Origin of the sequence: Paenibacillus sp. FSL H7-0735 (assembly GCF_038008505.1) — a bacterium.
In the GTDB taxonomy this organism is placed as follows: domain Bacteria; phylum Bacillota; class Bacilli; order Paenibacillales; family Paenibacillaceae; genus Paenibacillus_AQ; species Paenibacillus_AQ odorifer.
This window is the reverse complement of sequence record NZ_JBBOZH010000001.1, coordinates 576,288-600,861: the sequence shown is the minus strand read 5'-3', so window position 1 is coordinate 600,861 and position 24,574 is coordinate 576,288. Positions and strand designations below refer to the sequence as shown.

The window sequence follows — 24,574 nt, the reverse complement described above, 5'->3', positions numbered from 1 at the left end:
GCTATGCCTGTGCAACCGATTTTAAACTAATGTCGTAACCACTAGAGGGGAAGGTCCATGATTCAAAAACCACGTACTACTATTAAATGGACTCTTATTTTTGTTTTTTTGTTATTAGTCACCGCCTGTAGTAAGAATGATGAAGTTTTGAAAGGAATTGTACATACAATAGATGTAGAAAATAAAAGAATTTTAGTAATTTCCGAATTAAAAGAAGAAGACTTGAACAAGGAATACAAGGAGGTTCTCGAATCTAATGAGTACTCTCAAGCCATTTGGGTAAATAAAGTTGCACCTTCTAAATATAAAAAAAGCGATGAGATTAAAGTATTTTTTGAAGTAAGTGATGATTCATTCCCTGCACAAGTTACCGCCAAAAAAATCACCAAAATCAAGAATTGAGCAAAAAGAATAGAATCTACTATAAAGAAGCGGCGTCTCCAAAAGGGGCGGCGCTTCTTTGTGTAGATTTAAGGAGAAATCCATATTTATAAATGCACTCTGTGCAAAAAAGTGACCCCACCACTTTCGGCAGGGTCTAGATCTATTTTATAAGGGGGTTATGTGATTACTATAATCCTCTTAGCTTAAATAAGTATGAAGCCCGTCTAAAGATTTGCTGAAATATTATTATTTTTATCGAAACCGATCAAATATAGTAACGTATCAATCTTAATTTTCAAATTACTACATATACAAAATGGAGGTGTGTATAAAGATGAAAATATTCAGTCTATTGCTTGTAGCATTGTCTTCCATTGGAGTAGTTGCCACATTCGGATTTTCAACATTCAGCTTAATCACAGGAATTATAGGAGGGCTTATTGCAGCATTTGCAATTTCAGGCTACTTGCAGTCTGTCAGACGTGATTACCCCAATGAGAGCTATGAGAATAAACAAGTTAAGTATCAATCGAACTATAATACTTGGTAAGCAAAAGCCCCACCTTAAACTGGTGGGGTTTTTCATATTCCCAAACACTTGTAAAATCACTTTGTGATATTAATGGTAGAAGAAACAAACGAGGGATAATGGCTAGCTGTAGAAGTGCTTTCACCGAAAATTCATTCCTTAGTTCATAGACTACTTGAGCTTTGTCTTGTTTGGTGATTTCCCCTTGTTTTGAACCTCTAGTTTAATCTGTGCAGGATATGATGTATAGCCCTTTTTAAAAGCTTCTTTCCCATGATGTTCATATTGACTAATCCAATTACTGTATGACAATTAAATAGAAGAGAGCTGCTAAAACAAACCGGTATAGAGCAAACCACTCCAATCGAAGTCGCTTAATCAGTTTGATGAACGTCACTACTGCAATCATTGCCACAAGAAAGGATGTCGCAAAGCCAATTAACATTAGAAGTAAATCGTCAGAACTCAGCAAATCACGACTATCGTACAAATCCAACAAGCTTGCACCAAACATAACTGGCACGGAAATAAGGAATGTAAAATCTGCGGCGGCTTTTTGGCTAGTGCCAAGCAACAGGCCACCTGAAATTGTCGAACCTGATCTCGAAAATCCCGGCCATAACGCCAAGCATTGGAACAGACCAATTCCGAAAGCCTGTTTATAATTAATCCCATCGATAGTATCAGCGGTTTCAGTCCGCCTATTCCGCGCTGCAATGATCATCAACACCCCACCAACAACTAGACCGATCAAAACAGGGGTTGGACCAAATAATTGGCTTTTTATTGTGTCCTTGAAGAGAAGATATAGGATTAATGCTGGTAACATAGCCAAAATCATATGAATGACATTTAATCCTTTGCTTTTGGAAAAATCCATTCTAATCATATTAACCCCAATTTCCAAATACCTTTTCCAATAAAGAATTAGAACTGCCATCACTGCACCCAACTGAATAACAATTTTAAAAGTTATTGCAGCATCTCCCTCAAAGCTAAGCAAATCGCCTGCTAAAATAAGGTGTCCAGTAGATGATACTGGTAAAAATTCAGTTAAGCCCTCTATTATGCCAAGTATTATTGCTTTAATTACGTCAGTCATCAGTGGATTGTCCCCTTTCGGAAATAAAATCATTTAATTTCCAGTATAAGGGAGACACGTAAACTTCCCCATCGATTAACCTAACAATATTCAATTCAGAATGACATAATTGTCACATTGCTCATTATTTCAGTCTTAAGGGGGCTTTGGTTTGCAAAACACAAAATATTAAGTATAATGTTACTGTCGAAACGCTAAGGCGTCTGTACAGGATGGCTACCTGGCACTGATGATGGCAGGCCAAGCGCTTTATAAAGTTTTCTTTATGTGTATTTATACTTTAGGAGCGTGGTTATCTATGAAAATTAATATTACCGCACATTTTAACATTAATATTACTTTATCTCTTCATCTGTTAGCCGTAGCCAGTCTTGCTTTTGAACTCAGTTCACTGACGAGCTCGTGAAATTCGAGCGAAAAGTATCTGTACTAAGACACCTTGTGGTGTCTTTTTTATTTTTATAGTAATTACCATCTAACCAATCTGCCCCCGCAAGAAAAAAGCAGCTTATGCTGCTCCTCCTCCACCATCCTTCATTCTGATTGCTGTCAGCTTGCGACACGCCTTCCATCTGCTCGACAGTGACCACTAGTCATACCGTTTTCATTAGCGATTTCGCCATGTCTTATCTTTTAGAAGAATGTTAGAAGCCAGGGGATTTAATGAAAAATGACGCGGTCCCGAACCCTCGGAAATCCGCGCCACATATGGTTTTTTGGGATGCTGGTGAAGGGAATTGAACCCCCGGCCTACGCATTACGAGTGCGTTGCTCTACCCCTGAGCTACACCAGCTTAAAGCTGATTTTTCTGTCAAACAAAAAATATTATACAACTTTCAGCCAGAAACGCAAGCCTATTTCTCCCTGTTTTCCGCCCTCCTAAACTGCTAATCCACCTGTAGCTTACGCTCCACAGACTCTAACTTTCCACGGCTAGTGGAGGGTTTATCGCGGCGGTCGTCTATTTTAAGTGAGGTAGAGACACGTTCTGCACCTGCGGCAAAAGGAGACTCATGCAAAGCTTCTACCGCGGCAAAAATGCGTTGCAGAGGCCCTTCGATGATCGTCCCCATGGACGTAAGTTCATATGTAATCCCTTCTACTGTCTTCAGCACCCGCTGCATATCCGCAACATAGCTGCTAAGACTGGTACTGCCTGTTCCAATTGGAATAACTGTAACTTCAGCAATAGGCATGAGAATACCTCCTCGAAATTTTATAGTACCTATCTTCTTCCATTGTAACAATTCCACCGCTCTGTCACAAACTAAGCAAGATTATCCTCCCTTATCTCTTCTATTTCTTCTGATTACTCCAAAATATGACTTTGGGCTAAGAGTATTTTCTCATGCGCAAATTCTAGGGTCATCTGCACTATATTTATGGACTCTTTGTGGCATCTTTTCGGACAATTTATGAATCATTTCGCATCTCCCTGTGGATCAATTGTGGATTACTTATGGACAGCCTGTGGATCATTTGTGGAGTACTTTTAAAGAACCCGCTCCCCGCGCGGGTTTTCTAAAAAACTGTTTACAAACACAACATCTTGGGTTATTTTTATCTAACGACAACAAAATATAGTGGAGACAGGCGCTTTGATCCTTAACCGGATTTAGAGCTTAATAGGGAAGCGCGGTGAGAATCCGCTGCGGTCCCGCCACTGTAACCGGATGGCCTTCTTAAGCTTCTGGGAAGCTTGAGAATCCACATCTCCCGGCAGATGCCACTGAGGGTTAGGAACACCCTTGGGAAGGCGCCGAGAGATCCCACGGAAGCCAGGAGACCTACCTGTTTCGACGACACCAACTATTGATGCCTGCGAGGAACAGGGATGGTGTCCGCATGCGGTCATCTACGTAGAGACCTCTGCAAATATCCGTGTGGATATTTACATAACGCATCGGGCATTTTCTGCCATCCTCGGGTAGGGGATGCTTTTTTTATGTAATCAGAACAAATATACGACTGCTTATGGCAGTCCAACTTCCTATGGATATATGGATTTGATGATAGATGTTTTTCTTTTATACTGAGAGGAGAGCTGTACAATGACGTTGTTGGAGAGACAATTTAATGGAGTAGAAAATGCACGGGAAGTTCTTTTAGAAGAGCTCATTGATTTAGGCCGGGATATTATCGACAGTCGGGATATGGACCTATTGCGCGAGAATGCCAATTTGAATGGAGAGAGTTTCTCCGGTAAAATGAGCAAGTTCGGCAGTGAATATTCAAAATGGTACGCCCGCAATTTTACGATGCCGCCGCAGCTAGTGCAGGCTATTGATGACAATGTCGTCTATGTGCATGATCTGGATCAATACGCGATTGGAACGACGAACTGTATTTTTATCCCGTTTGATAAACTTCTCCGTGAAGGTTTCAATACCGGCAACGGCAGCGTTCGTCCTCCGAACTCAATAATGACTGCTATGTCTCTGGTAGCGATTATTTTCCAATCCCAGCAAAATGCTCAATATGGTGGTGTATCCGCCAATAAACTCGACTATGATCTGGCACCTTATGTAACCAAATCCTTCGCCAAGCTGTTCCGCAAGGGTCTGGATTATTTTGAAGAAGGACAAGCTGATGAATCTTTGGGCGAGATTACGATGAGCCGGACCGATCTGGCGGAGTTATATCCAAGAGCGTTCCGTTTTGCACTAAAGGAAACCGAAATCGAAACCCTGCAAGCGGCTGAAAGTATGGTACATAATCTGAATACCATGTCCAGCCGATCCGGTGGACAAATACCGTTTACCAGCATCAACTACGGTACTTGTACTTCACCAGAAGGTCAGCTTGTGATCAGTTCTCTGCTAACAGCAACTATGAACGGACTTGGCAGCGGAGAAACACCAGTGTTCCCGATTCAAATCTTCAAATGCAAGCAAGGAATCAATCAACAACAAGGCGATCCTAACTATGAACTGTTCCTAAAAGCGGCTGAATGTTCTGCGCGCAGACTATATCCAAACTTCGCTAATCTGGACGCTCCGCTCAACTTGCAGTATTATGATCCAAGTGATCCTGATACGGAGTTCGCTACAATGGGCTGCCGAACCCGAGTGCTCGGTGACCGTTTTGGTCGTAATCATTGCTCTGGAAAGGGCAACCTTTCCTTTAATACACTGAATCTGGTTCGGCTAGGTCTGGCACACGGCACAGTAACAGGCAGACGTACCATCGCAGACGAAGCTGGCTTCTATGAAGATCTAAATCATTATATGGATATTGCGCTGGAAGGACTTCTTCATCGGTTCCACATTCAAACCGCACAAAAAGCTAAAGCTTCCGATTTCATGATGCGAGAAGGCGTCTGGGAAGGCGGCGAGCATCTTGCACCTGATGACACTGTAGGCGATCTGCTAAAGCATGGCAGTCTGTCTCTTGGCTTCATCGGTATGGCGGAATGTATGAAAGCTATGTACGGCAAACACCATGGCGAGGATATGGAAGTTCATGCCAAGGCGCTGGCTATTGTGCGTCATATGCGGGACTATTGCGATCGGAAAAGTGAGGAACTGGATCTCAACATCACTCTGTTCGCAACTCCAGCAGAAGGTTTGTCCGGTAAATTCACAAAAGTTGACCGCAAGGTACTGGGTTCCATTCCGGGCGTAACCGACCGTGAATATTATACGAACTCTTTTCACATCCCTGTATACTTCGATCTGGGTGCTGCTCAGAAGATCAGCTTGGAAGCTCCTTTCCATGAATATTGCAATGCCGGGGCTATTTCTTATGTCGAATTAAACGGCAATGCCCGCAACAACCCATCGGCTTTTATCAAAATCATTAAATATGCGCTCGAACAACAGGTCAGCTATTTCAGCATTAACCATCCGATTGACCGCTGCTCCAGCTGTGGATACGAAGGCGTAATTGGGACAAACTGTCCTTCCTGCAACGCACATGAGAATGACGTGCACATCCGCCGTTTGCGCAGAGTTACAGGTTATTTAACCGGCGACTATCAGACCCGCTTTAATGCCGCCAAACAAGCTGAAGTACGGGATCGCGTTAAGCATCTATGAATATTTGCGGTTACTATCCGGAGTCGATTAACGAGGGAGAGGGCATGCGGGCCGTCCTCTTTCTCAGCGGCTGCCGCCATCGTTGCCCGGGATGTTTTAATCCCGAGACATGGAACTTTAAATATGGAGAAGTCTTCACCTTAGAACGACAACATGAAATTATTGCAGAAATCGCCGCTAACCCTTTGCTGGATGGTCTGACACTGGCAGGCGGCGATCCTTTTTTCTCAGCAGAAGAGTTGCTGGGGTTCATTCATGAGCTTCGCGCTGTACTGCCAGGCTTCTCAATCTGGATTTACAGTGGTTATACGTACGAAGAACTTACAGCCCTTCCCGGTACGCCGGAATGGGATCTACTTAAGCAGTGTCAGGTGTTAATAGATGGAAGATTTGTAGAAGAACTGAAAGATACTACGCTTCTCTACCGGGGAAGCTCCAACCAACGCATTATCGACATTCCGGCCAGCATGAACGGCTCGGAGGTCTTTCTGTGGCAGCCTGCTGCGCTATAATATATCAATTTTTGATATTGAAAATTAATTTGAAATAAGAAGGGATGAACTAACCATGCCGCAATTCGTAGTAAAACCGGATAATCGCCAACTGGCTTTTGATGAGAACCGTCTTTCCGTCTACGCTGACCGTATTCTGGAAGGTCTCGATCAACTAAATAAAGAAACTTTGCTGCGTGGAGTGAATTCCAAACTGCGTCGTGACTCGGTAAGCGGAGAAGAAATCAGCAACGCCTTCACCATGAGCGCTCTAGAGCTTGTAACAAAAGAAGAGCCTACCTGGAAGTTCGCAGCTGCCCGCGCCCTTCTGACAACCCTTTATAAAAAAGCTGCTGTTCATCGCCGCTACAAAGCTTATCCAGAAGAGCCTTACGGTGAATTGTATCCACTAATTACGGATCTCGTGAAAAAAGGAATCTATCGCGAAGAACTTCTAAGTCATTACACCAAAGAACAAATTATCGAACTAGGTGGGTGTATCGATTATACACGCGACCTTTTGTTTGACTATATCGGTCTGCTTACGCTATCCGACCGTTATTTGGCGCATGATTTTGACGGCCGTGTGATGGAGCTTCCACAAGAACGTTATATGATTATTGCCATGTACCTGATGCACCGTGAGCCAGCTGAGAAACGTCTTGAGCTTGTAAAAGAAGCTTATTGGGCTATGAGCAACATCTACATGACTGCTGCTACACCTACAATGTCTAATGCCGGCAAAAAGGTCGCTGGACAGCTATCCAGCTGCTTTATTGATACTGTAGACGATTCCCTAGAGGGTATCTTTGACTCCAATACAGACGTAGCACGTCTAAGCAAAATGGGTGGCGGCATCGGCGTTTACCTTGGAAAAGTACGGGCACGTGGTTCGGATATCCGTGGCCACAAGAACACAAGCTCCGGCGTAATCCCTTGGATTCGCCAGTTGAACAATACAGCAGTCAGCGTAGACCAGCTGGGCACACGTAAGGGTGCTGTAGCTGTTTATCTTGATGTATTCCATAAAGATATTCTCGCTTTCCTTGATCTTAAGCTGAACAACGGTGACGAGCGTATGCGTGCACATGACGTGTTCCACGGGGTCTCCCTGCCTGACCTGTTCATGGAAGCTGTAGAATCGCGCAGCCACTGGAACCTCTTCTGCCCTCATGAAGTGAAAAAGGTCATGGGCTGGACTGATAAAAATGGCCGTCCACTAGGATTGGAAGATTTCTACGATGAAGAGCTTGGCAAAGGTACTTTCCGTGAAAAATATGCTGAAGCTACAGCGAACCTGGAATTATCCCGGATCACTGTTCCTGCGATCGACATCATGAAACGGATTATGAAATCACAGCTAGAGACGGGTACACCGTACATGTTCTACCGTGATACCGTGAACCGGACCAACCCAAACCGTCATCAAGGTATGGTTTTCTCCTCCAACCTGTGCACAGAAATTATGCAGAATCAGTCTGCAACAGTAATTGAACAAGAAGAATTAGTAACTAAAGATGGCCAGACCCGGATCGTTATTTCCAAAATCCCTGGCGACTTCGTAGTCTGCAACCTGAATTCAATTCACTTGGCACGGGCGATTCCAGCTGGCGTATTAGAAAGACTTGTTCCGATCCAAGTCCGTATGCTTGATAACGTAATCGACATTAATAATATTGAAGTTCTGCAGGCACAATACACGAACAGCCAGTACCGCGCAGTAGGTCTTGGCACATTCGGCCTGCATCATCTATTGGCACTCAAGGGCATTCGTTGGGAATCCGATGAAGCCGTAGAATATAACAATCATTTATATGAACATATCAACTACCTGTTGGTTCGTTCGAGCATGGAGCTCGCCCGTGAAAAAGGCCGTTATCCGAAATTTGCTGGCTCCGATTGGGAGACTGGCGCATACTTCACTTCCCGCGGGTATGTTAGCGGTGAGCAAGAAGGTAAATATGTAACGACTGAGCAATGGCGCGAGCTGCAAGAAGAAGTAGCTAAGGACGGCGTGCGTAACGCTTGGATGTTCGCCATTGCGCCAAATGGATCTACATCGATTATTGCCGGCTCCACCGCCAGCATTGATCCGCTGTATGAACTGCTATCCTATGAAGAGAAAACAACTTATAAGATCGCTAACCCAGCACCGGATCTGTCCGACAAAACGATCTGGTACTATAAGACAGCATTTACAATTGACCAAAACTGGTCGATCCGCATGGCTTCTGCTCGCCAGCGTCACGTCGATCAAGGCCAAAGCTTTAACCTGTATGTTCGTCCTGACATCAAGGCTACCGAGTTCCTGGAACTGCATCTGAATGCCTGGAAGGGCGGCTTGAAATCAACTTATTATGTGCGTAGCCGTGCTTTGACTATAGAAGAGTGTGAATCTTGCGCTAGCTAATTATCTTAGTGCCCTGAATAGAAAAACGATGATGAATTTCGTAACTGCGAGGAATGTTTGGGCTTCCGGCCGCTGTTGTCATCAGATGTCTTGATCTTTACCGCTATTAGCGGATGACATCCGATGACAGCATATGCTTTCGATGCGAGCTTTCCTACGGAAAGCTTTCGGGCGAACGCTGACGCTCCTACAGCTCCAAACTTCCTCTCCGTTACTCCATCACCGTCTTTCTATGAACAAGACACCAAAGAAAGATTACCCGCGCAAAAAATGGAGGGAAAATAAATGCAACTACAAAAGATTTTTAATACTGAAGCACCTAACCAATCCACACGCATTATCGACGGTGAATGCTCAGGTATTCTGAACTGGAACGATATTCGCATGCCTCATATGTACAAGCTGTATAAGGTGCTGCTGCTTAATCACTGGATCGCGGATGAAATTCCAATGTCCAAGGATGCGCAACAATTCCCGATGCTGGATGCCGAGGAACAACGCGTATTTAAGATTAATATCTCCCTACTCGCTGTGCTGGATTCGATGCAGACGATGTTCGTGAGCGACGTGAAGCGTTATTTCACCGATTCCTCTTTGGAAGCTATCTCCGCTATTATCGGGCAGCAAGAAGTGGTGCATAACCAATCCTATTCCTATGTTCTATCCTCTATCGTGTCGGAGAGTGAGCAGAAGGAAATTTTTGAATATTGGAAAAAAGACCCTGTCCTGCTGGAACGCAATCAGTTTATCTCTGATATTTATCAAGAGTTCCGTGATAACCCTACGAGACAGACCTTTTTCCATGCGCTGGTAGCAGATCTCATCTTGGAAGGGATTTTCTTCTACAGCACTTTCGCCTTCTTCTACAATCTGGCCCGTGACCAGAAGATGATGGCGACCAGCCAAATGATCTCTTATATTCAACGTGACGAGAATCAGCACTGCTACTTCTTCGCAGAAGTATTTAAGCAGCTGCTCGTAGACTTCCCTGAGCTGAACACCAAAGAAAACATGGATTACGTATACCGTACCATCGACCGCGCGGTAGAGCTCGAAACCAACTGGGCTTACTACACACTTACTAACGTGCGTGGCATTGATCTTAACGAGCTTAGCGACTACATCAAATATACAGCGAACAAACGTCTGACTTTGATGGGTATGGAAAAAGCTTACCAAGGTGTTGACGTTAACTGTATGCCTTGGATCAAACCTTTCTCCGATGATGCGCTTAATGCTACCAAAACTGACTTCTTCGAAGCCAAGTCCCGCAACTACGGTAAGGTTGGCGACGATAACGGATTCGACGATTTGTAAGACCGGATATATAACGAGCCCTATATATAAAAAGAGGCCATTCTCTACTTTCACAGTGAGATGGCCTTTTTGCTATAGCTTATATAATGCAAAAAGCGCCCCTCTCCCCTGGTATCAGGGATGAAAGAGACGCTTATACATTTGTTATTAGCACTAAGCACAGAAGGCTTGCTACTTAGTCTTATGCCTTGCGTTCCACACGATGTGTAGTTTCTTCAGCAAGCTCATCTAATGCATCGTTCAGGCGCAGCTTCAGCTCCTCAGCAAGCTCTACCACTCCGTGATCATTACGAACCACTTGAGAATCCACGGCATAAACGCCGCCAAGAATGTAACGTGCGCCCAGTACGGACAACACAGGTTTCAATGCGTAATCAATTGTGAGCAGATGTGCAAGACTGCCGCCCATGAACAGCGGGAGTACAACTTTTCCGGCCAATCCCTTTTGTGGAACCAGATCTAAAAAGGTCTTCAGCACACCTGTATAAGAAGCTTTATAAACCGGGCTAACCACGATTACCGCATCAGCTTCCGCTACAAGGCCATTGGCTTTGACGATAGACTCACTTTCAAACTTAGTGTGAATCAAATCCTCCGCGGGTAGTTCTGCTACGTTAATACGCTCAACCTCGAAGCCCTGATTGGTTAAGCTGGCCTCCGCATATTCTATAGCTGCATTGATACGCGATACCAGGGAAGGCGTTCCGTTAATCACAACAATTTTAGCCACTTTTCCACCTCTTCCATCCCACTTAAGCAGCTCACACTGCTTTATTTATTATCCCGACAAAATTACTTTAAATTAATACTAATCCTAACGTAGAATTGATATTTTTGTCAAACCATAACCACTTGCGCTCCTCCCGCTCTTAAGTTATACTAAGCAACAATATTAAATCCAACAATCAGGCCAATGATCGGCATCCAACCGTGAGGCGTCTGCGACCGGAGTCTACAACAACTCCCTAAGTTCACCGGGTTTCGCCCGTTACCGCGAAGACCAAAGAGGGTCGGATTGTTCCTGCAGTTAAGGAGATTCGATCAACCTGGGTGGCACCGCGAGCTGACGCTCCTCGTCCCATGGATGAGGGCGTTTTTTGCGTTTTTTTAACCAAAAAGGAGCGAAACGGTATGCTGGATATGAACTGGATCAAAGACAATCAGGAACTTGTAAGAAACATTACGGCTTGGAAAAGAGTCGACTTCCCACTGGATGAACTGCTGGAATGGGATGAGAAACGGCGCGAATTGCGCCAAGATACGGAACAGTTGAGAGCCCAGCGTAACGGCCTGACCAAAGAGGTTGAACGACTTTTACGACAGGGTGACAGCGTGGCAGGAGAAGCAGTTAAAGAACAAGTAAGAGAACTGAACAACCGCCTGAATCTCTATGAGGCAGATCTAACTGAAGCAGACCGGCGCTGTGGAGAACTCATGCTGCTCGCACCAAACCCTGTATCGCAGGATACACCGATTGGTCATGATGATAAAGATAATGTAGAACTGCGACGAACCGGAACGTTGCCGGAATTCGGCTTTAAACCGCGTGATCATGTAGAGCTAGGCGAGCTCCACAATATCATCGATATCCCCCGTGGCGTCAAAGCAGGCGGTCCACGCAGCTATGTGCTGAAGGGTGCAGGCTTGTTGTTACATCTGGCTGTACAGCGGCTGGCCATTGATGTACTTACGGCCCGCGGGTTCACGGTGATGGATGTTCCCGTGATTGTCCGTCCGGAAGCGCTGGAACGTACGGGCTTCTTCCCCGGCGGGATGGATCAGACCTATGAGCTAAACGGAGACAATCGCTGGCTGGTAGGCACATCGGAGGTGTCGCTTGTTTCGCTGTATAGCGATGAGATTGTCGAACTGGATTCGCCAATGCGGCTCGCCGGAATGTCGGCCTGCTTCCGCCGTGAGGTAGGATCGGCGGGACGGGACGTGCGTGGCCTGTACCGTGTTCATCAATTCTCAAAAATTGAACAAGTTATCGTGTGTCGGAATGATGAGGGCGTATCGGAGGGCATGCTGCAGGAGATTCTTGCGAATGCAGAGCATATTCTACAGCTCTTGGAACTCCCCTATCGGATCATGGCTGTCTGCACAGGAGATATGTCCCTGAAGACACATAAGCAGTATGACATCGAGACTTGGATGCCAAGCAGAGATGCATACGGAGAGACACACTCGGCTTCCAACCTGCTCGATTTCCAGGCTCGTCGCTCGGGCATTCGTTACCGGGATACAGACGGTAAGCTGCAATACTGCCACACCTTAAATAACACCGCAGTGGCTACACCAAGGATCCTAATTCCGCTGCTGGAGAATCATCAACTGGAGGATGGATCCATTTACATTCCGCAGGCACTGCGTAAATATATGGATGGAATTGAACGGCTTGAGCTTCCGCACCAGTAATACTGTGTTGTCCAAATAGATTTTAAATTAATAATGCCCTTCCACTTCTCGATAAGAAGCTGGAGGGGCATTATTTTTGTTCCGATACATTCAATATAATTTTAATCTCTATTGTTTTCCCTATGTAAAAATTAACAAAACTCTAGAATAAATTTGTCGTAATCCATACTGAATTCAACAATATACATAACATGCAATTAACATGTTGGTGCTCTATTAACCATAAAAATACTAGATTTATTATTAATATTGTATTTATGCACTGTTTTTATACTAAAATCACAACATTTCAATTTTTAGATTTAATTGATGCAAACTTTAATTTATATTCATGTAAGACAACCTTTCATTTTACATTTGAATGCTAAGATTTAATAGGTTGTAAATAAAAGATTCGAGGGGAGAATGACTTATCCAAATGATTATTTCTTCAAGAGTAAGAAAATGGTTCGCTACTGGACTGGCAATGTTAATGGTTGCCGGCAGTGTGTTACCAGCTGTCCAGACTGCCGAGGCAGCACCGGATAATAGCAACATTGTTATCTCGCAGGTCTATGGTGGTGGTGGAAACGGCGGAGCGGAGTTTAAAAATGATTTTATTGAATTATACAATCCTACGAATCATCCAGTAGATTTGACTGGATGGAAAGTTCGGTATACCTCAGCGGCCGGAACCTTTAGTAGTGGAACAGACTTAAATGGAACTATCCCGGCAAATGGATACTTCCTTATTGAGGAGGCCGCTGGAGCTGGAGGAACTACCGACTTGCCTGCTCCTGATGTTAGCAAGGGAATCCTTGCTATGAGTGGAACAAACGGCAAAGTCGACCTCGTTGATAAATCAGGTACAACGATTGATTTAGTTGGCTACGGAACAGCCACAAATGTCGAGGGAAGTGCGACCGCTGCTCTCTCCAATACGACAGCCGCTATCCGTAAAGCTGCGGCTAATGCACCGGCAGACAGCCGCGGTCTAGATATGGATAACAACTCTACGGATTTTGTTGTCCAAGCACCAAGTCCACGAAACAGCAGCTACGGTACATTACCTGAATTACCGGAGACTGCTAGTTCCGTATTAGCTTCACCAGCCTCTAATGCCTGGCCGGTAGGCACAGAAATATCTTTAAATTCTCCAACGGTTGGAGCATCCGTCTACGCAGCTGTTTATGGATCAGGTGGTTCAACTAATTTTCAACCTTACACAGGACCTATTACCTTAACTGAGGACACTACGATTAAAGCGTATGCTTCAGAACCAAATATGCCAGACAGCCCTGTATCGACTTTTGATTACACGATTCTGGCCAAAACAGATGTTGCAACAGCACGCCTTGCTAGTAAAGGTCAGAATATTTTAACAGAAGGTATCGTAACTCACATTAATGCAGCAAAAATGTATATTCAGGATGAATCTGGCGGGATCGTACTTTATGGATTTCCAGAGTTCGCAAACGTTGGAGATCGTGTTGAAGTAAGCGGCACAATGGATATCTACAGCAATCTGCAAGAAATCAAATTCCAAAGTGGACTTCAATACAATGTAGCTGCACAAAATGTTGGGGTGCCTGCACCAAAATTGATCACCGCAACCGACTTGTCTGCCGCGAACGGCGAAAGCCACGAAGCTCAGCTGGTAACTATGAATAATGTGACCATAGACAATGTAAATGGCAGCACGGTGACTGCTAGCCAAGGTGGACAACAATTCACAATTTTTTCAACCCTGCCTAAACTAGTTAAGGGTAAAACCTTTGACAATATCACTGGGGTTATCGAGCAATATAATACGATTTATCAATTCATTCCACTTAACGAAAATGCTTTGGTGGAAGAAACTTTTTCCGTTATGGCCAGCCCTGGCGCAGGTCGCATCATCAAAGGAAGTTCTGTGACCCTTTCCAGCCCTACTCTTGGAGCACAGATTTACTACACGACCAACGGAACTGAACCAACAACAGCAAGTAAACTTTATTCAGATCCGATTACAGTTAATCAAGATCTTACCGTCAATGCAATTGTCGTAGCAGATGGCAAGACAAGTAAGGTTTATACCTTTGCTTATAAAGCGTCTGAACTCCCTCGTATACATGATATTCAAGGAGAATCTCATGCTTCTGAGTATACAGGTCAGAACGTTTCTGATGTAGAAGGCATCGTTACCCAATACGGGTACACCTTTGCAACTGGCGCTTATAGAGGTTTCTTTATGCAAGATCCTCAACCAGACGATAATGTAAACACTTCGGAAGGTATTTTTGTATACAGCACTAATTCATCCCTTAAACCTCAAATTGGAGAGTTAGTCCAAGTTAGTGGAGCTATTTCCGAATACAACGAAGGTAACGCAAGTAATTTAACCTCTACTCAAATTACTATGACTTCAATAAAAGTGGACTCCTCTTCAAGTTATACTGTGCCGGTGCCTGTTGTACTTGGTAAAGGCGGGAGAGCAATTCCGTCTACCATAATTGACAATGACGGCATGGCTAATTTTGAGCCTAATGAAGATGCAATTGATTTCTACGAATCGTTAGAAGGTATGCTAGTCAAGCTCCCTACCCCTACGATTATCAGTCCTTATTGGACAAGTGGTAGCGGAAATTCTATGCTCTATAACATCCCTACAAGAGTAGAAAATGATACACCTGATGTCATCACACCAGCTGGTGGATTAGTTCTCAAAGAATACAACCAATACAATCCTCAGCGCCTCATCATCGCTTACGGAAATCCGGGGCAAGAAGTCATCACCGGAGATAAGTTCGCTGGAGATGTTACTGGTGTCATCGGATACAACAACGGTAACTTCAAAGTAATTCCGGAAAACGGTAAGCTTCCAGCCATCACTCCAAGTACCTTTAAGCAAGAAACAACTACTCTTGAAGTCAATGATAGTAAGTTGTTGATTGCATCGTATAACATTGAAAACTTCTACCCCGGTGTCGGAGCAACAAAAATCCAGAAACTAGCCGACTCCATCACAAACAATATGAAAAAACCTGACATTATCGGTGTTGTCGAAATGCAGGACAGCAATGGTGAAACCAATAATGGAATCACTGAAGCAAGTGCAGCCGAACTGATTAAAGCCATTGAAACCGCTGGCGGTCCCGTATATAAATACACAGACATCGCTCCGGAGAACAATATGGATGGCGGTGCCCCAGGCGGAAACATTCGCGTAGGATTCCTGTACAATCCAGCAAGAGTACAGCTTGCAGACAGTGTGAGCGGACAAAAAGGTACAGCTACACAACCCGTTGGATATAATGCAGCGGCAGATCAATTGACCTACAATCCGGGCCGAATTGATCCAACAAACTCTGCCTTTGCAAGTTCACGTAAACCCCTTGCTGCACAGTTCGTATTCGGTGGCGAAACAGTAATTGTGATCGCTAACCATTTCAATTCAAAAGGCGGCGATACCGGTCCTTTCGGAAACGTTCAGCCCCCTGTATTGTCCAGTGAAACACAGCGCCATAAAATCGCGGCGGTCGTAAACGGATTTGTCAAAGAGGTTCTGACTGCAAATCCTAAAGCCAACATCGTAGCTCTTGGTGATTTGAATGACTTCCAATTCACTAAAACTGCAACCCTCTTAAAAGGTACAGAACTAGACAATTTGATCGATACATTGCCTTTAAATGAGCAGTATACGTACACCTATGACGGAAACTCTCAAGTGCTAGATCATATTCTTGTCAGTAAAAATCTAACGGCTTCTTCTAAAGTAGATGTCGTTCATCTAAATGCCGACTTCTCACCATCGAATGGCCGGGTATCCGATCATGATGCGGTTTTGGCACAGATTGATTTTAATACTGCTGAAGACTTCCCACTAACCATTCTGCACACCAATGATACACATGCAGGATTAGATACTGTCAGCTCGCCAAACAACATCTTGCGCCGTGTAACAGCAATCCAAGATGCCAAGGCGACTACAGAGAATCCTATTCTTGTAGACGCAGGTGATGTGTTCTCCGGAACACTTTACTTCAATAAGTATCTGGGTCAAGCAGATCTGGCCTTTATGAATCTGGTCAAATATGATGCTATGACTTTCGGTAATCATGAATTTGATAAAGACTCTGATGTATTATCCAAATTCATCGGCAACGCTAAGTTCCCATTCGTCTCCTCCAACGTGAACTTCTCAGCGGATGATATTCTTAGCAAAATGTTCACCAATGAAATCGCCCGGTCAGGTAATGCTGGAACCATCTACCCTGCGCTGATCAAAGAAGTAGACGGCCAACAGGTCGGCATCATGGGTCTGACGACAGAAGACACGGCGAACATTGCTTCACCAGGTAAAGTGACCTTTGAGAATGCCTTCGCTAAAGCGGAAGCAACGGTCGCTATGCTTGAAAAAGAGAATGTTAACAAGATCATTGTTCTCTCACACCTTGGCTACGAAGAAGATCTCAAGTTAGCCAAAGCTGTTAACGGCATTGATATTATCGTTGGGGGGCACAGCCACACGCAACTGAATCAAGCCGTTGTTGATAACAGCGATCCTAACGCACCGAAGCTTATTGTACAGACCGGTGAAAAAGGTCTTTTCCTTGGACAACTTGAAGTTAAATTTAACCAAGATGGCGTACTGACCGATTGGAAAGATCAATTAATCTCCATCGATGCTAAAAACGGCACTAACTACGTTATCGCCGAGGACCCAGAAGCCAAAAAGATCCTGGATACGGAGTATAAGCCGGGTATTCAAGAACTAACCAATGAGGTAGTAGGAAATTCAGAGGTTGTTCTAAACGGCGTTCGCGATAATGTGCGCACAAAGGAAACTAATCTTGGTAACCTGATTGCCGATGGCATGCTTTATGCAGCTCAAAAAGCGGGCACTAATGCCGTAATCGCCCTGCAAAACGGCGGCGGTATTCGCGAATCCATCAACGAAGGACCGATCACACAAGGCGAAGTACTCGGCGTACTTCCATTCAACAACGATCTGGTTACGATCACTTTGACTGGACAAGAAATTAAGGATGCCATGGAGAACGGGGTTTCCAAAACGCCGGCAGCAGACGGACGTTTCCCACACGTTGCAGGGTTGAAATTCTATTACGACTCTACGAAACCTGTGAACGAACGTGTACTGCGTATTGAAGTGAAAAACGGGGATAAATACGTCCCTCTGGATCTGAACGCATCCTACGAAGTAGCTACGAATGCTTTCACAGCTAAGGGTGGAGATTTCTATACTTCACTTGAAAAGGCCTATAAAGAAGGTCGCGTGAATCTGCTGTACCTACCGGACTTTGATGTATTTACGAAGTATCTGCAGAAGGTTGGAACGGTCACTGCGAACACTTCCGCCGTTGAGGGCCGGATTGTTGATCTGAAAGGTGCACCGCTGCCGGAGACAAATCCAACTCCGACACCAGACCCAACACCAGATCCAACTTCAGTGCCTACATCAGTACCAACATCGGCTCCAACAGTACCTACCGCTACAGCTACACCATCACCAACTGTTGCTCCAACTGCGGCACCAATTGCTTCAGCACAAGTAACAACAATTGATGCTGCTGATCTAACCAAACAACTTGCTGAACTGCCAGCGGGTAGTCAAGAGCTGGTTATTCCGGTTAAAGCTACTACAGGCGGCGCTCAAGTAGTACTTCCAGGCAGTGTGCTTGTTAAACAAGCAGCAGCACAGCCTAACACAGTTCTTACCTTTACTACTGATGGCGCTTCTTATTCCTTGCCACTCCGTGTTGTAAACAGTGCAGCGCTTGCCGCTCAATTAGGCACCAGCGACTTTACAATTACGGTATCTATTCTACTAGCGAATTCGGGAACACTAAGCAGCACAAACCAAGCTATCGCATCACAGCTAGGTAATGCTACTTTAGCTGCTCCAGTAATCGAATTCAGCGTTTCAGCGCAAGCCGGAAGTAAGAGTGTGCCGCTGAACAATTTCGGCAGTACTTACGTGAAGCGCACGATCAATGTACCTGCCGTCTTAAATTCAAATAATGCAACGGCAGTGGTCTTTGATCCTGCTTCAGGTAAGATCTCTTTCGTACCTGCTATCTTTGTTCCTAAAGCAGATGGAACAACGGATGTTACGATTAAACGGAACAGCAACAGCTACTACACCGTTGTTAAGTCTTCCAAAACGTTCGCAGATATTAACGGACACTGGGCTAAATCATCCATTGATCTGTTAGCTTCCAAGCTGATCGTCAGCGGAACAAGCAACGATACGTTCTCTCCTTCACAGTCGATCACACGTGCTGAGTTCGCCGCATTAATTACGCGTTCTCTGGGACTTGCGACAGCTAATGGTGAGACCACATTTAAAGATGTAAACCCAAGTGCTTGGTATGCTGATGCTATACGCACCGCAGCAGAAGCCGGTTTGATTTCCGGTTATACCAATGGCAGCTTTAAGCCGGGTAGCCCAATCACTCGCCAGGAAATGGCCTCGGTATTAGCAAAAGCCATCAAGTACACAGGTAAAACCTTAAATGCCGATCCTGCAGCACTGGCTAAATTCAGTGACGCAGCAAGCATTCCTGCTTGGTCCCAAGCAGCAGTAGCAGAAATCGCTGCTGAGGGCATTATCCAAGGAGCAACGGACGGTTCCTTTGCTCCACAGAAGCTGGCAACTCGTGCCGAAGCGGTTACGATGCTGGAGAAGACATTGAAATCTCTCCAGTTTATCAACTAGCAAAAACTGATCTCCAGCTCTGAAGACAAAAAGGCGGTTCCCGAGTGCGTAACGCACCCGAGGAACCGCCTTTTTTAATAAACCAACCTGATCTGTAGGAAGTGTTATGATTCCATCCCAGCTTCACTCTCTTCGTAATGGCTCGTATCCCCGTGCAGCAGGATTTCCGGCACACCATCCGTAAAATCAACCCTGCATAAGCAGGTCGGATAAATGTAAGGCAGATCCCAGAGCTTAGGCAGCGCTCTGCCCTCAAAATAGGCCATTAACAGCTTAATCACTACTGTATGTGTGACGATAAGAATGGTCTCACCCTGATGGTCAACGAGAATTTCCTGAAGCTTGCCCAGCGCCCGTGCCTGCACCTCTGCGAAGGTCTCACTGCCCTCCACTTTAAACTGCTCAGGATCTTGCCAGAAATTGCGATGCTGCTCCGAATACTCGCTCTCCAGCTCATTAGAATCACGGCCTTCCCACACACCCATACCAATCTCTTTGAACGCCTCAGAGGTCTTAAGCGGAGTACTCCGCTCTCCACGAATAATCTCAGCTGTGCGCAGCGCCCTTGGGCTGGGGCTTGCATAGATGACATCCAGCTGTTCAGTGCGCATTCCCCGGCTCAGCCATTCTGCCTGTTGCACACCAAGAGCCGTCAGTTCAGAATCCATATGTCCCTGCATCCGATGCTGCACGTTCCATTCCGTTTGACCATGCCGGGTTAAAAATATCGTTGTTATACTCATGCCAGCTTCTCCTTCCGTTTCCCCTATCCAATGAGTTTTACTTCCTGTTCTGTTCCATCCAGTTCACTGCATAATCAACGATTTCCCGTTGCGGAATCAATTGAGCGGTTGCCGAAGCAACCTGTCCATATGTAATAAGTCCCGTCTCTTGTCCAAACTGATCTGCCAGCTGAACGAAATCGTCAGAATCCCAATCCAGCTCCTTAAATTCAACCCACTGTCTAACTCCATCCACCATAATGGGCGCCCCGCCAAGGGTTTCCTTCTTGCCAGCATAAGATGCGCGGCATTCGGCAAGATGCAGGGAAGTATTATTAAGATTGCCTACTCCCAGCAACAGTACATGTCCGCCCAGATCGTAAATACGAGCCAGCGGAGAATCTTCCCCCAGACCCATTTCAAGCGCATGACCATACATAACTTCATCTCTATGCTTGCCCCAAGCGGCAAACGAATGTATCGGATGGTCACTGCGTTTTACTCCGTTTTGTTTACGGAAGCAGTCCGGAATAACCCCCATTCCTCTAAGCTGGGTCAGGTCTGGATCATAAGGCGGCATCTGCTCGCGGATACTCTGCCACCACGCCTCCGGCACCGGTGGGTTGCTCCAGCCTGCGGGATCAGTCAGGTCACTTGAATGAGTAGGCATTACCAGCGTGCCAGATTCTCCGAGGACCTCCTCCAATGCCAAAATAACAGCGACCGGGCCCCCGGCTACCCATTGGCCTAACGATTTAAAAGAAGAATGCAATAAAATCGTCATGCCCGCCTTAACGCCCAGTCGACGAAAATCCGCTGCTAATGTCTGAACCGTAATCAAATTGCCTTGTATTTCTTCCACCCTTCATTCCTCCAATGAATCTTCTCAAATCCATTATATAGGAGGGCCGCTTCTAAATGCATCTTCAATAGCCTCAACACTCTTCGGATACTATTTTCGCTCTATAATCACCTGGGGAAATCCCCTCCAGCTCTTTAAAAACACGGGCAAATTGTTTACTGTTCTCGAAGCCTACCTCTTCTGAGACTGTTGCGAGCTTACTGCAGCCTTTTGCCAATAGCTCTTTAGCGTGACGGATACGGACCTTTTTTAAATAAATAACAAAATTCTCACCGGTATATGCCTTAAAGGCTTCGCTAAAATAAGAATAATTCAAGGATACATGATTGCTGACCATAGCCATATTCAGTGGACGGGCGTAGTTGGCTTCAATATAGCTCAGTGCCTCTTCCATATCCGCATGCTCGGTATGCGCAGACCTTACACCTACAATGTATTCATTCACACTCAAGAGTAAGTTCTCCAGCGCACGATAATATTCGTGGAAATGACGATAGTTGTACATATTGCCTACCGTACGATACAGCTTCAATACCTCTACCGAGGCTTCGCCATGCACCCGAAACACTTCATCCAACACCAGCTCGTTTACATTCTGTCCCACGGACTCCAGATAAGCTAGGTCCAGTTCCTTCAAATGCTCAGTTTGAAAAATCACAGATAGAAGATGCTTCATCTCCTTCTCGCGTTCTGTTCCCAGCATATTGAGCAGCTTGCGAAGCTCCTCCTTAGGTAACGGAAAGTTAGACCGTCCCTGGCCAACATCCCCATAATCCAATAAACTCACTTGCGGATATAAAAAAGTATATTGCAGTGCCCGGCATGCTTCCTTATAACAGGAACGGAGGTCCTCAAGACTTCCTCCTTCGCTGCTAATCCCAATCGATAATCCCTTTATTTCCTTAGCTTCAGCTTGTCTGGACAGCTCCATAAAATCCTGTTTTCTACTCCCGATCAAGACTAATTTGCCATCCCAATCCGTTGTGATTTCCGAGAAAAACTTTTCAAGCGGTCCGATCAATCGTTCCGCCAGTCCCTGAACATCCCCCGACTTCATTCTTGTTCCGTCATTGTAATAGTAATTCAACACACCAACTGTAAAAGGTGCTTGCAGATCACTTAGCCACTCTTGCTGCTCACGCTCCAGCGGAACCTCCTGCTGCATTAGCAGTCCCCGTAAACGACTGGACCGCAGTTCCCTGCGGAAGTGTTCCGTTTCCTGTTCCAGCTGCCTTGCGCTGAGATCCTGTTCTTCCTGTTCCTTATCGATATTCTTCAAAATTTCGAACAACTCATCTCGGCGAATCGGCTTCAGCAAGTAATCCTTTACGCGATAACGAATCGCGCTTTTGGCATATTCGAAATCATCATACCCGCTTAAGATCAGCACTGCCGGGCTTTTCTCACCACTTGTTACCTTAGATATCTGCTCCAACAGCGTAATTCCATCCATCACTGGCATACGTATATCTGTAATAATAATATCTGCACCTTCGGTCTTAAATATATCGAAACCCTCTGCGCCATTACTCGCCATTGTGATGGTATACACGGACGGAAATTCTCTTTCTATCATAGTCTTGAGACCGTAACGGATATTCTTTTCATCATCAATGATCAGTAGCTTCTTCATAGTTGTTTTTCTCCTGTCAAAAGAACTTTCGGCAAGGTCAGACGTACCATCGTCCAACTCCCTGCTTCACTCTGTACTACAAGCCCATATTCATCACCATAAAAGATTTGCAGTCGCTGATGTACATTCCTCAGTCCAATACCACCTGTTCGGCGGTCAACATCCCTCTGTTCTGAGGCACTCTCACAGCGCTCATCTTTCGCATAAATCGCCTCGTTCAAAGCAACCAAACGCTCTGGATTTAAGCCGATGCCATTATCACGAAGCTCTATACAAATATCACCTTCCGTTTCCGAAATATGAATATGAATGTTCGGGTCCTGTAAATTCTCTTTCCCGTCGCACCAAGCATGCTTAACACTGTTCTCTACAATAGGCTGCAGTGACATTTTCAGCACCTCCAGCTCCAAATATCGAGGTTCAATATGAAGCACTAACTTAACCGGATATTCAAAACGAATATTCATCACTTCAATGTAATTTTCGATATGGCGGACTTCATCCCGCAGCTTCACATACTCTCCGGACCATTTAAAATTATAGCGCATCATCCCACCCAGCGAAGTCAGTGCATCCGAGATCGTTCGCTGGTTCTCAATTTCAGCCAGCATTTTTATATTTTCCAGCGTATTATATAAAAAATGTGCGTCAATCTGGTTATGCAGCGTACGCAGCTCTGCCTCTTTAGACAACGCCTGCTTGCTCACTGCCTGAGCCACCAACGTATTGATGGTGTTCATCAGCTTGGAGAAATGATGGGCAAGCTCCCCGACTTCCCCTCCACCACGAATCATTATTCCAGTGTACGCTTCACCTCTGCGCACTTTTTTCATCGTTTCGGTCAATCTACGTAGATTTTTTAGAATAAAGGCATTTGTCACATAAGCGATCAGCGTTAGTAAAGTAATAAAGCCAACATTGGCTCCAATAATTAAGTTGCGCGTGCGGGAGATATCCTTCATCACTCCCTCCATTGACACTACATTTAACAAATAAGCATCAATTCGTTCTAGCGGAGTGTTAATTAACAAAAACGATTTACCATTCTCCGAGTAATTACTGTCCCATTCGCCAGTTTCCCGGAACTGCTTATACCGTTCTGCAATCATATCAGCCATCTCTAGATTATCCTGCAAAAAAGAATTGTCCGGCCTGGTGAAAAGCTGCAGCTCACTATCCACAAGGAACATCTGGGTCTGATTATCCCGTACATCTGTATACGTCTTGGGTGTAAACCGACTCAGCAGCATATCCACCTGCACCATGCCGATATGATTGTCTGCTGGCCGACTCTTCTCACGCAGCAAAGAAACCTTTGGCAGACTCTCCGTCGGTGCTCCCAAGTATCTCTGCATCAAATCCGGATCACTTTTCTGAAAAGACCAGTATTCCTGCCCCTTCAATTGAAGCGCTTTCTGAAACCATGGGGTGGAAGAAACTCGCTCTTCGCGAAAGATAATCGGCCAAATTTCATGCACCTTATTGCTTCTCGAATACAGCCGTAAATGCTCAATATTCGGATTATTAAATTGAATACGAGTCATATTCACATAGGCATTTGTATTAAAATCAACCAAATCTACTAGCTGCGGCTCGGTTTCATTCGCTAAGAATTTTTCTACTTCGGCATCAGAATAAGCCATTTGTGCCGCCCGTTCCATCGCCTCAATCTGATTATGAATGTGCAGCTTCTCCATTTGCGACAAATAATCATTTTTCTCGACGGCATCGCGGAGATAGGTATTATTAATGGCTTTATAGGAATAGACAGAAACCAGCATACACGGGCCTAAAACAATAAAAACATAAGCTGCAATTAAACGGCTCTGAAGAGATCTCCGCCCCCACCAATAACTAAAAGAATGCCATAATGCTCTGATTCGATCTCGCCTATTCACTTTATACACTTCTGTCCTGTCCACCTCGCTAAAATAGTGAATATTCAAATACTTAATAACTATTCCTTATTAT

General features: G+C 45.0%; 15 protein-coding genes, 1 tRNA gene and 1 riboswitch. Of the genes, 8 read left to right on the top strand and 8 right to left on the bottom strand.

Features of this window, described 5'->3' with window-relative positions:
- Window positions 1–57 precede the first annotated feature (57 nt).
- Together NSS82_RS02680 and NSS82_RS02675 are read left to right on the top strand one after the other, a co-directional pair.
- Window positions 58–402: a DUF3221 domain-containing protein gene (locus NSS82_RS02680; protein WP_076147388.1), complete on the top strand. Its 345-nt coding sequence runs from the start codon at window positions 58–60 to the stop codon at window positions 400–402.
- A 316-nt stretch (window positions 403–718) separates the two neighbouring features.
- On the top strand, window positions 719–934 hold the full coding sequence (locus tag NSS82_RS02675) for a hypothetical protein (protein WP_036682571.1): 216 nt from the start codon (window positions 719–721) through the stop codon (window positions 932–934).
- 277 nt (window positions 935–1,211) lie between these two features.
- Here the strand turns inward: NSS82_RS02675 and NSS82_RS02670 are convergent, their stop codons facing one another.
- The 3 genes from NSS82_RS02670 to NSS82_RS02660 all read right to left on the bottom strand — a co-directional run bounded on the left by NSS82_RS02670 (window position 1,212) and on the right by NSS82_RS02660 (window position 3,212).
- Window positions 1,212–2,015 carry an undecaprenyl-diphosphate phosphatase gene (locus NSS82_RS02670; RefSeq protein ID WP_038568497.1) on the bottom strand — a complete coding sequence of 268 codons (804 nt, stop codon included), beginning with the start codon at window positions 2,013–2,015 and terminating at the stop codon, window positions 1,212–1,214.
- 722 nt (window positions 2,016–2,737) lie between these two features.
- Window positions 2,738–2,809: transfer RNA gene (locus tag NSS82_RS02665), tRNA-Thr, on the bottom strand.
- Window positions 2,810–2,903: 94 nt separating this feature from the next.
- Window positions 2,904–3,212, bottom strand: a complete 309-nt coding sequence (locus NSS82_RS02660; protein ID WP_036682575.1) for an MTH1187 family thiamine-binding protein — start codon at window positions 3,210–3,212, stop codon at window positions 2,904–2,906.
- A 378-nt stretch (window positions 3,213–3,590) separates the two neighbouring features.
- Window positions 3,591–3,825, top strand: a riboswitch (cobalamin riboswitch).
- 242 nt (window positions 3,826–4,067) lie between these two features.
- Here NSS82_RS02660 and NSS82_RS02655 point away from each other — a divergent pair.
- The 4 genes from NSS82_RS02655 to NSS82_RS02640 all read left to right on the top strand — a co-directional run bounded on the left by NSS82_RS02655 (window position 4,068) and on the right by NSS82_RS02640 (window position 10,271).
- Window positions 4,068–6,053 carry an anaerobic ribonucleoside triphosphate reductase gene (locus NSS82_RS02655; protein ID WP_036682578.1) on the top strand — a complete coding sequence of 662 codons (1,986 nt, stop codon included), beginning with the start codon at window positions 4,068–4,070 and terminating at the stop codon, window positions 6,051–6,053.
- Entirely contained in the window at window positions 6,050–6,565 is a 516-nt protein-coding gene (nrdG, locus tag NSS82_RS02650) for an anaerobic ribonucleoside-triphosphate reductase activating protein (protein ID WP_036682580.1), read from the top strand. The genes NSS82_RS02655 and nrdG overlap by 4 nt, the downstream gene beginning before the upstream one ends.
- A 55-nt stretch (window positions 6,566–6,620) precedes the next feature.
- Window positions 6,621–8,954, top strand: coding sequence for a ribonucleoside-diphosphate reductase subunit alpha (locus tag NSS82_RS02645; protein WP_036682582.1), 2,334 nt, complete (start codon window positions 6,621–6,623; stop codon window positions 8,952–8,954).
- A gap of 285 nt (window positions 8,955–9,239) precedes the next feature.
- Window positions 9,240–10,271: a ribonucleotide-diphosphate reductase subunit beta gene (locus tag NSS82_RS02640; protein WP_036682584.1), complete on the top strand. Its 1,032-nt coding sequence runs from the start codon at window positions 9,240–9,242 to the stop codon at window positions 10,269–10,271.
- Window positions 10,272–10,452: 181 nt separating this feature from the next.
- On the opposite strand, the gene ssuE is transcribed toward NSS82_RS02640, so the two are convergent.
- Complete coding sequence (gene ssuE, locus NSS82_RS02635; protein ID WP_036682586.1) at window positions 10,453–11,001, bottom strand: NADPH-dependent FMN reductase; 549 nt, start codon at window positions 10,999–11,001, stop codon at window positions 10,453–10,455.
- Between the two features lie 401 nt (window positions 11,002–11,402).
- On the opposite strand from ssuE, the gene serS reads away from it, so the two are divergent.
- Both serS and NSS82_RS02625 read left to right on the top strand, forming a co-directional pair.
- Window positions 11,403–12,689 carry a serine--tRNA ligase gene (gene serS, locus NSS82_RS02630; RefSeq protein WP_076101338.1) on the top strand — a complete coding sequence of 429 codons (1,287 nt, stop codon included), beginning with the start codon at window positions 11,403–11,405 and terminating at the stop codon, window positions 12,687–12,689.
- Window positions 12,690–13,107: 418 nt separating this feature from the next.
- Window positions 13,108–19,386 carry a 5'-nucleotidase C-terminal domain-containing protein gene (locus tag NSS82_RS02625; protein ID WP_076273093.1) on the top strand — a complete coding sequence of 2,093 codons (6,279 nt, stop codon included), beginning with the start codon at window positions 13,108–13,110 and terminating at the stop codon, window positions 19,384–19,386.
- Between the two features lie 104 nt (window positions 19,387–19,490).
- Here the strand turns inward: NSS82_RS02625 and NSS82_RS02620 are convergent, their stop codons facing one another.
- The 4 genes from NSS82_RS02620 to NSS82_RS02605 all read right to left on the bottom strand — a co-directional run bounded on the left by NSS82_RS02620 (window position 19,491) and on the right by NSS82_RS02605 (window position 24,510).
- Entirely contained in the window at window positions 19,491–20,129 is a 639-nt protein-coding gene (locus NSS82_RS02620; RefSeq protein ID WP_076273094.1) for a histidine phosphatase family protein, read from the bottom strand.
- Window positions 20,130–20,166: 37 nt separating this feature from the next.
- Window positions 20,167–20,970, bottom strand: coding sequence for an aminoglycoside N(3)-acetyltransferase (locus tag NSS82_RS02615; protein ID WP_076273095.1), 804 nt, complete (start codon window positions 20,968–20,970; stop codon window positions 20,167–20,169).
- Between the two features lie 73 nt (window positions 20,971–21,043).
- Window positions 21,044–22,603 (bottom strand): response regulator, encoded by a 1,560-nt coding sequence (locus NSS82_RS02610; RefSeq protein WP_076273096.1) that lies wholly within the window; start codon window positions 22,601–22,603, stop codon window positions 21,044–21,046.
- The gene (locus NSS82_RS02605) at window positions 22,600–24,510 is read right to left on the bottom strand and encodes a cache domain-containing sensor histidine kinase (protein WP_081382612.1); all 1,911 of its coding nucleotides are present in this window, start codon (window positions 24,508–24,510) and stop codon (window positions 22,600–22,602) included. Before NSS82_RS02605 ends, NSS82_RS02610 begins: the two co-directional genes overlap by 4 nt.
- Between the last annotated feature and the right edge of the window lie 64 nt (window positions 24,511–24,574).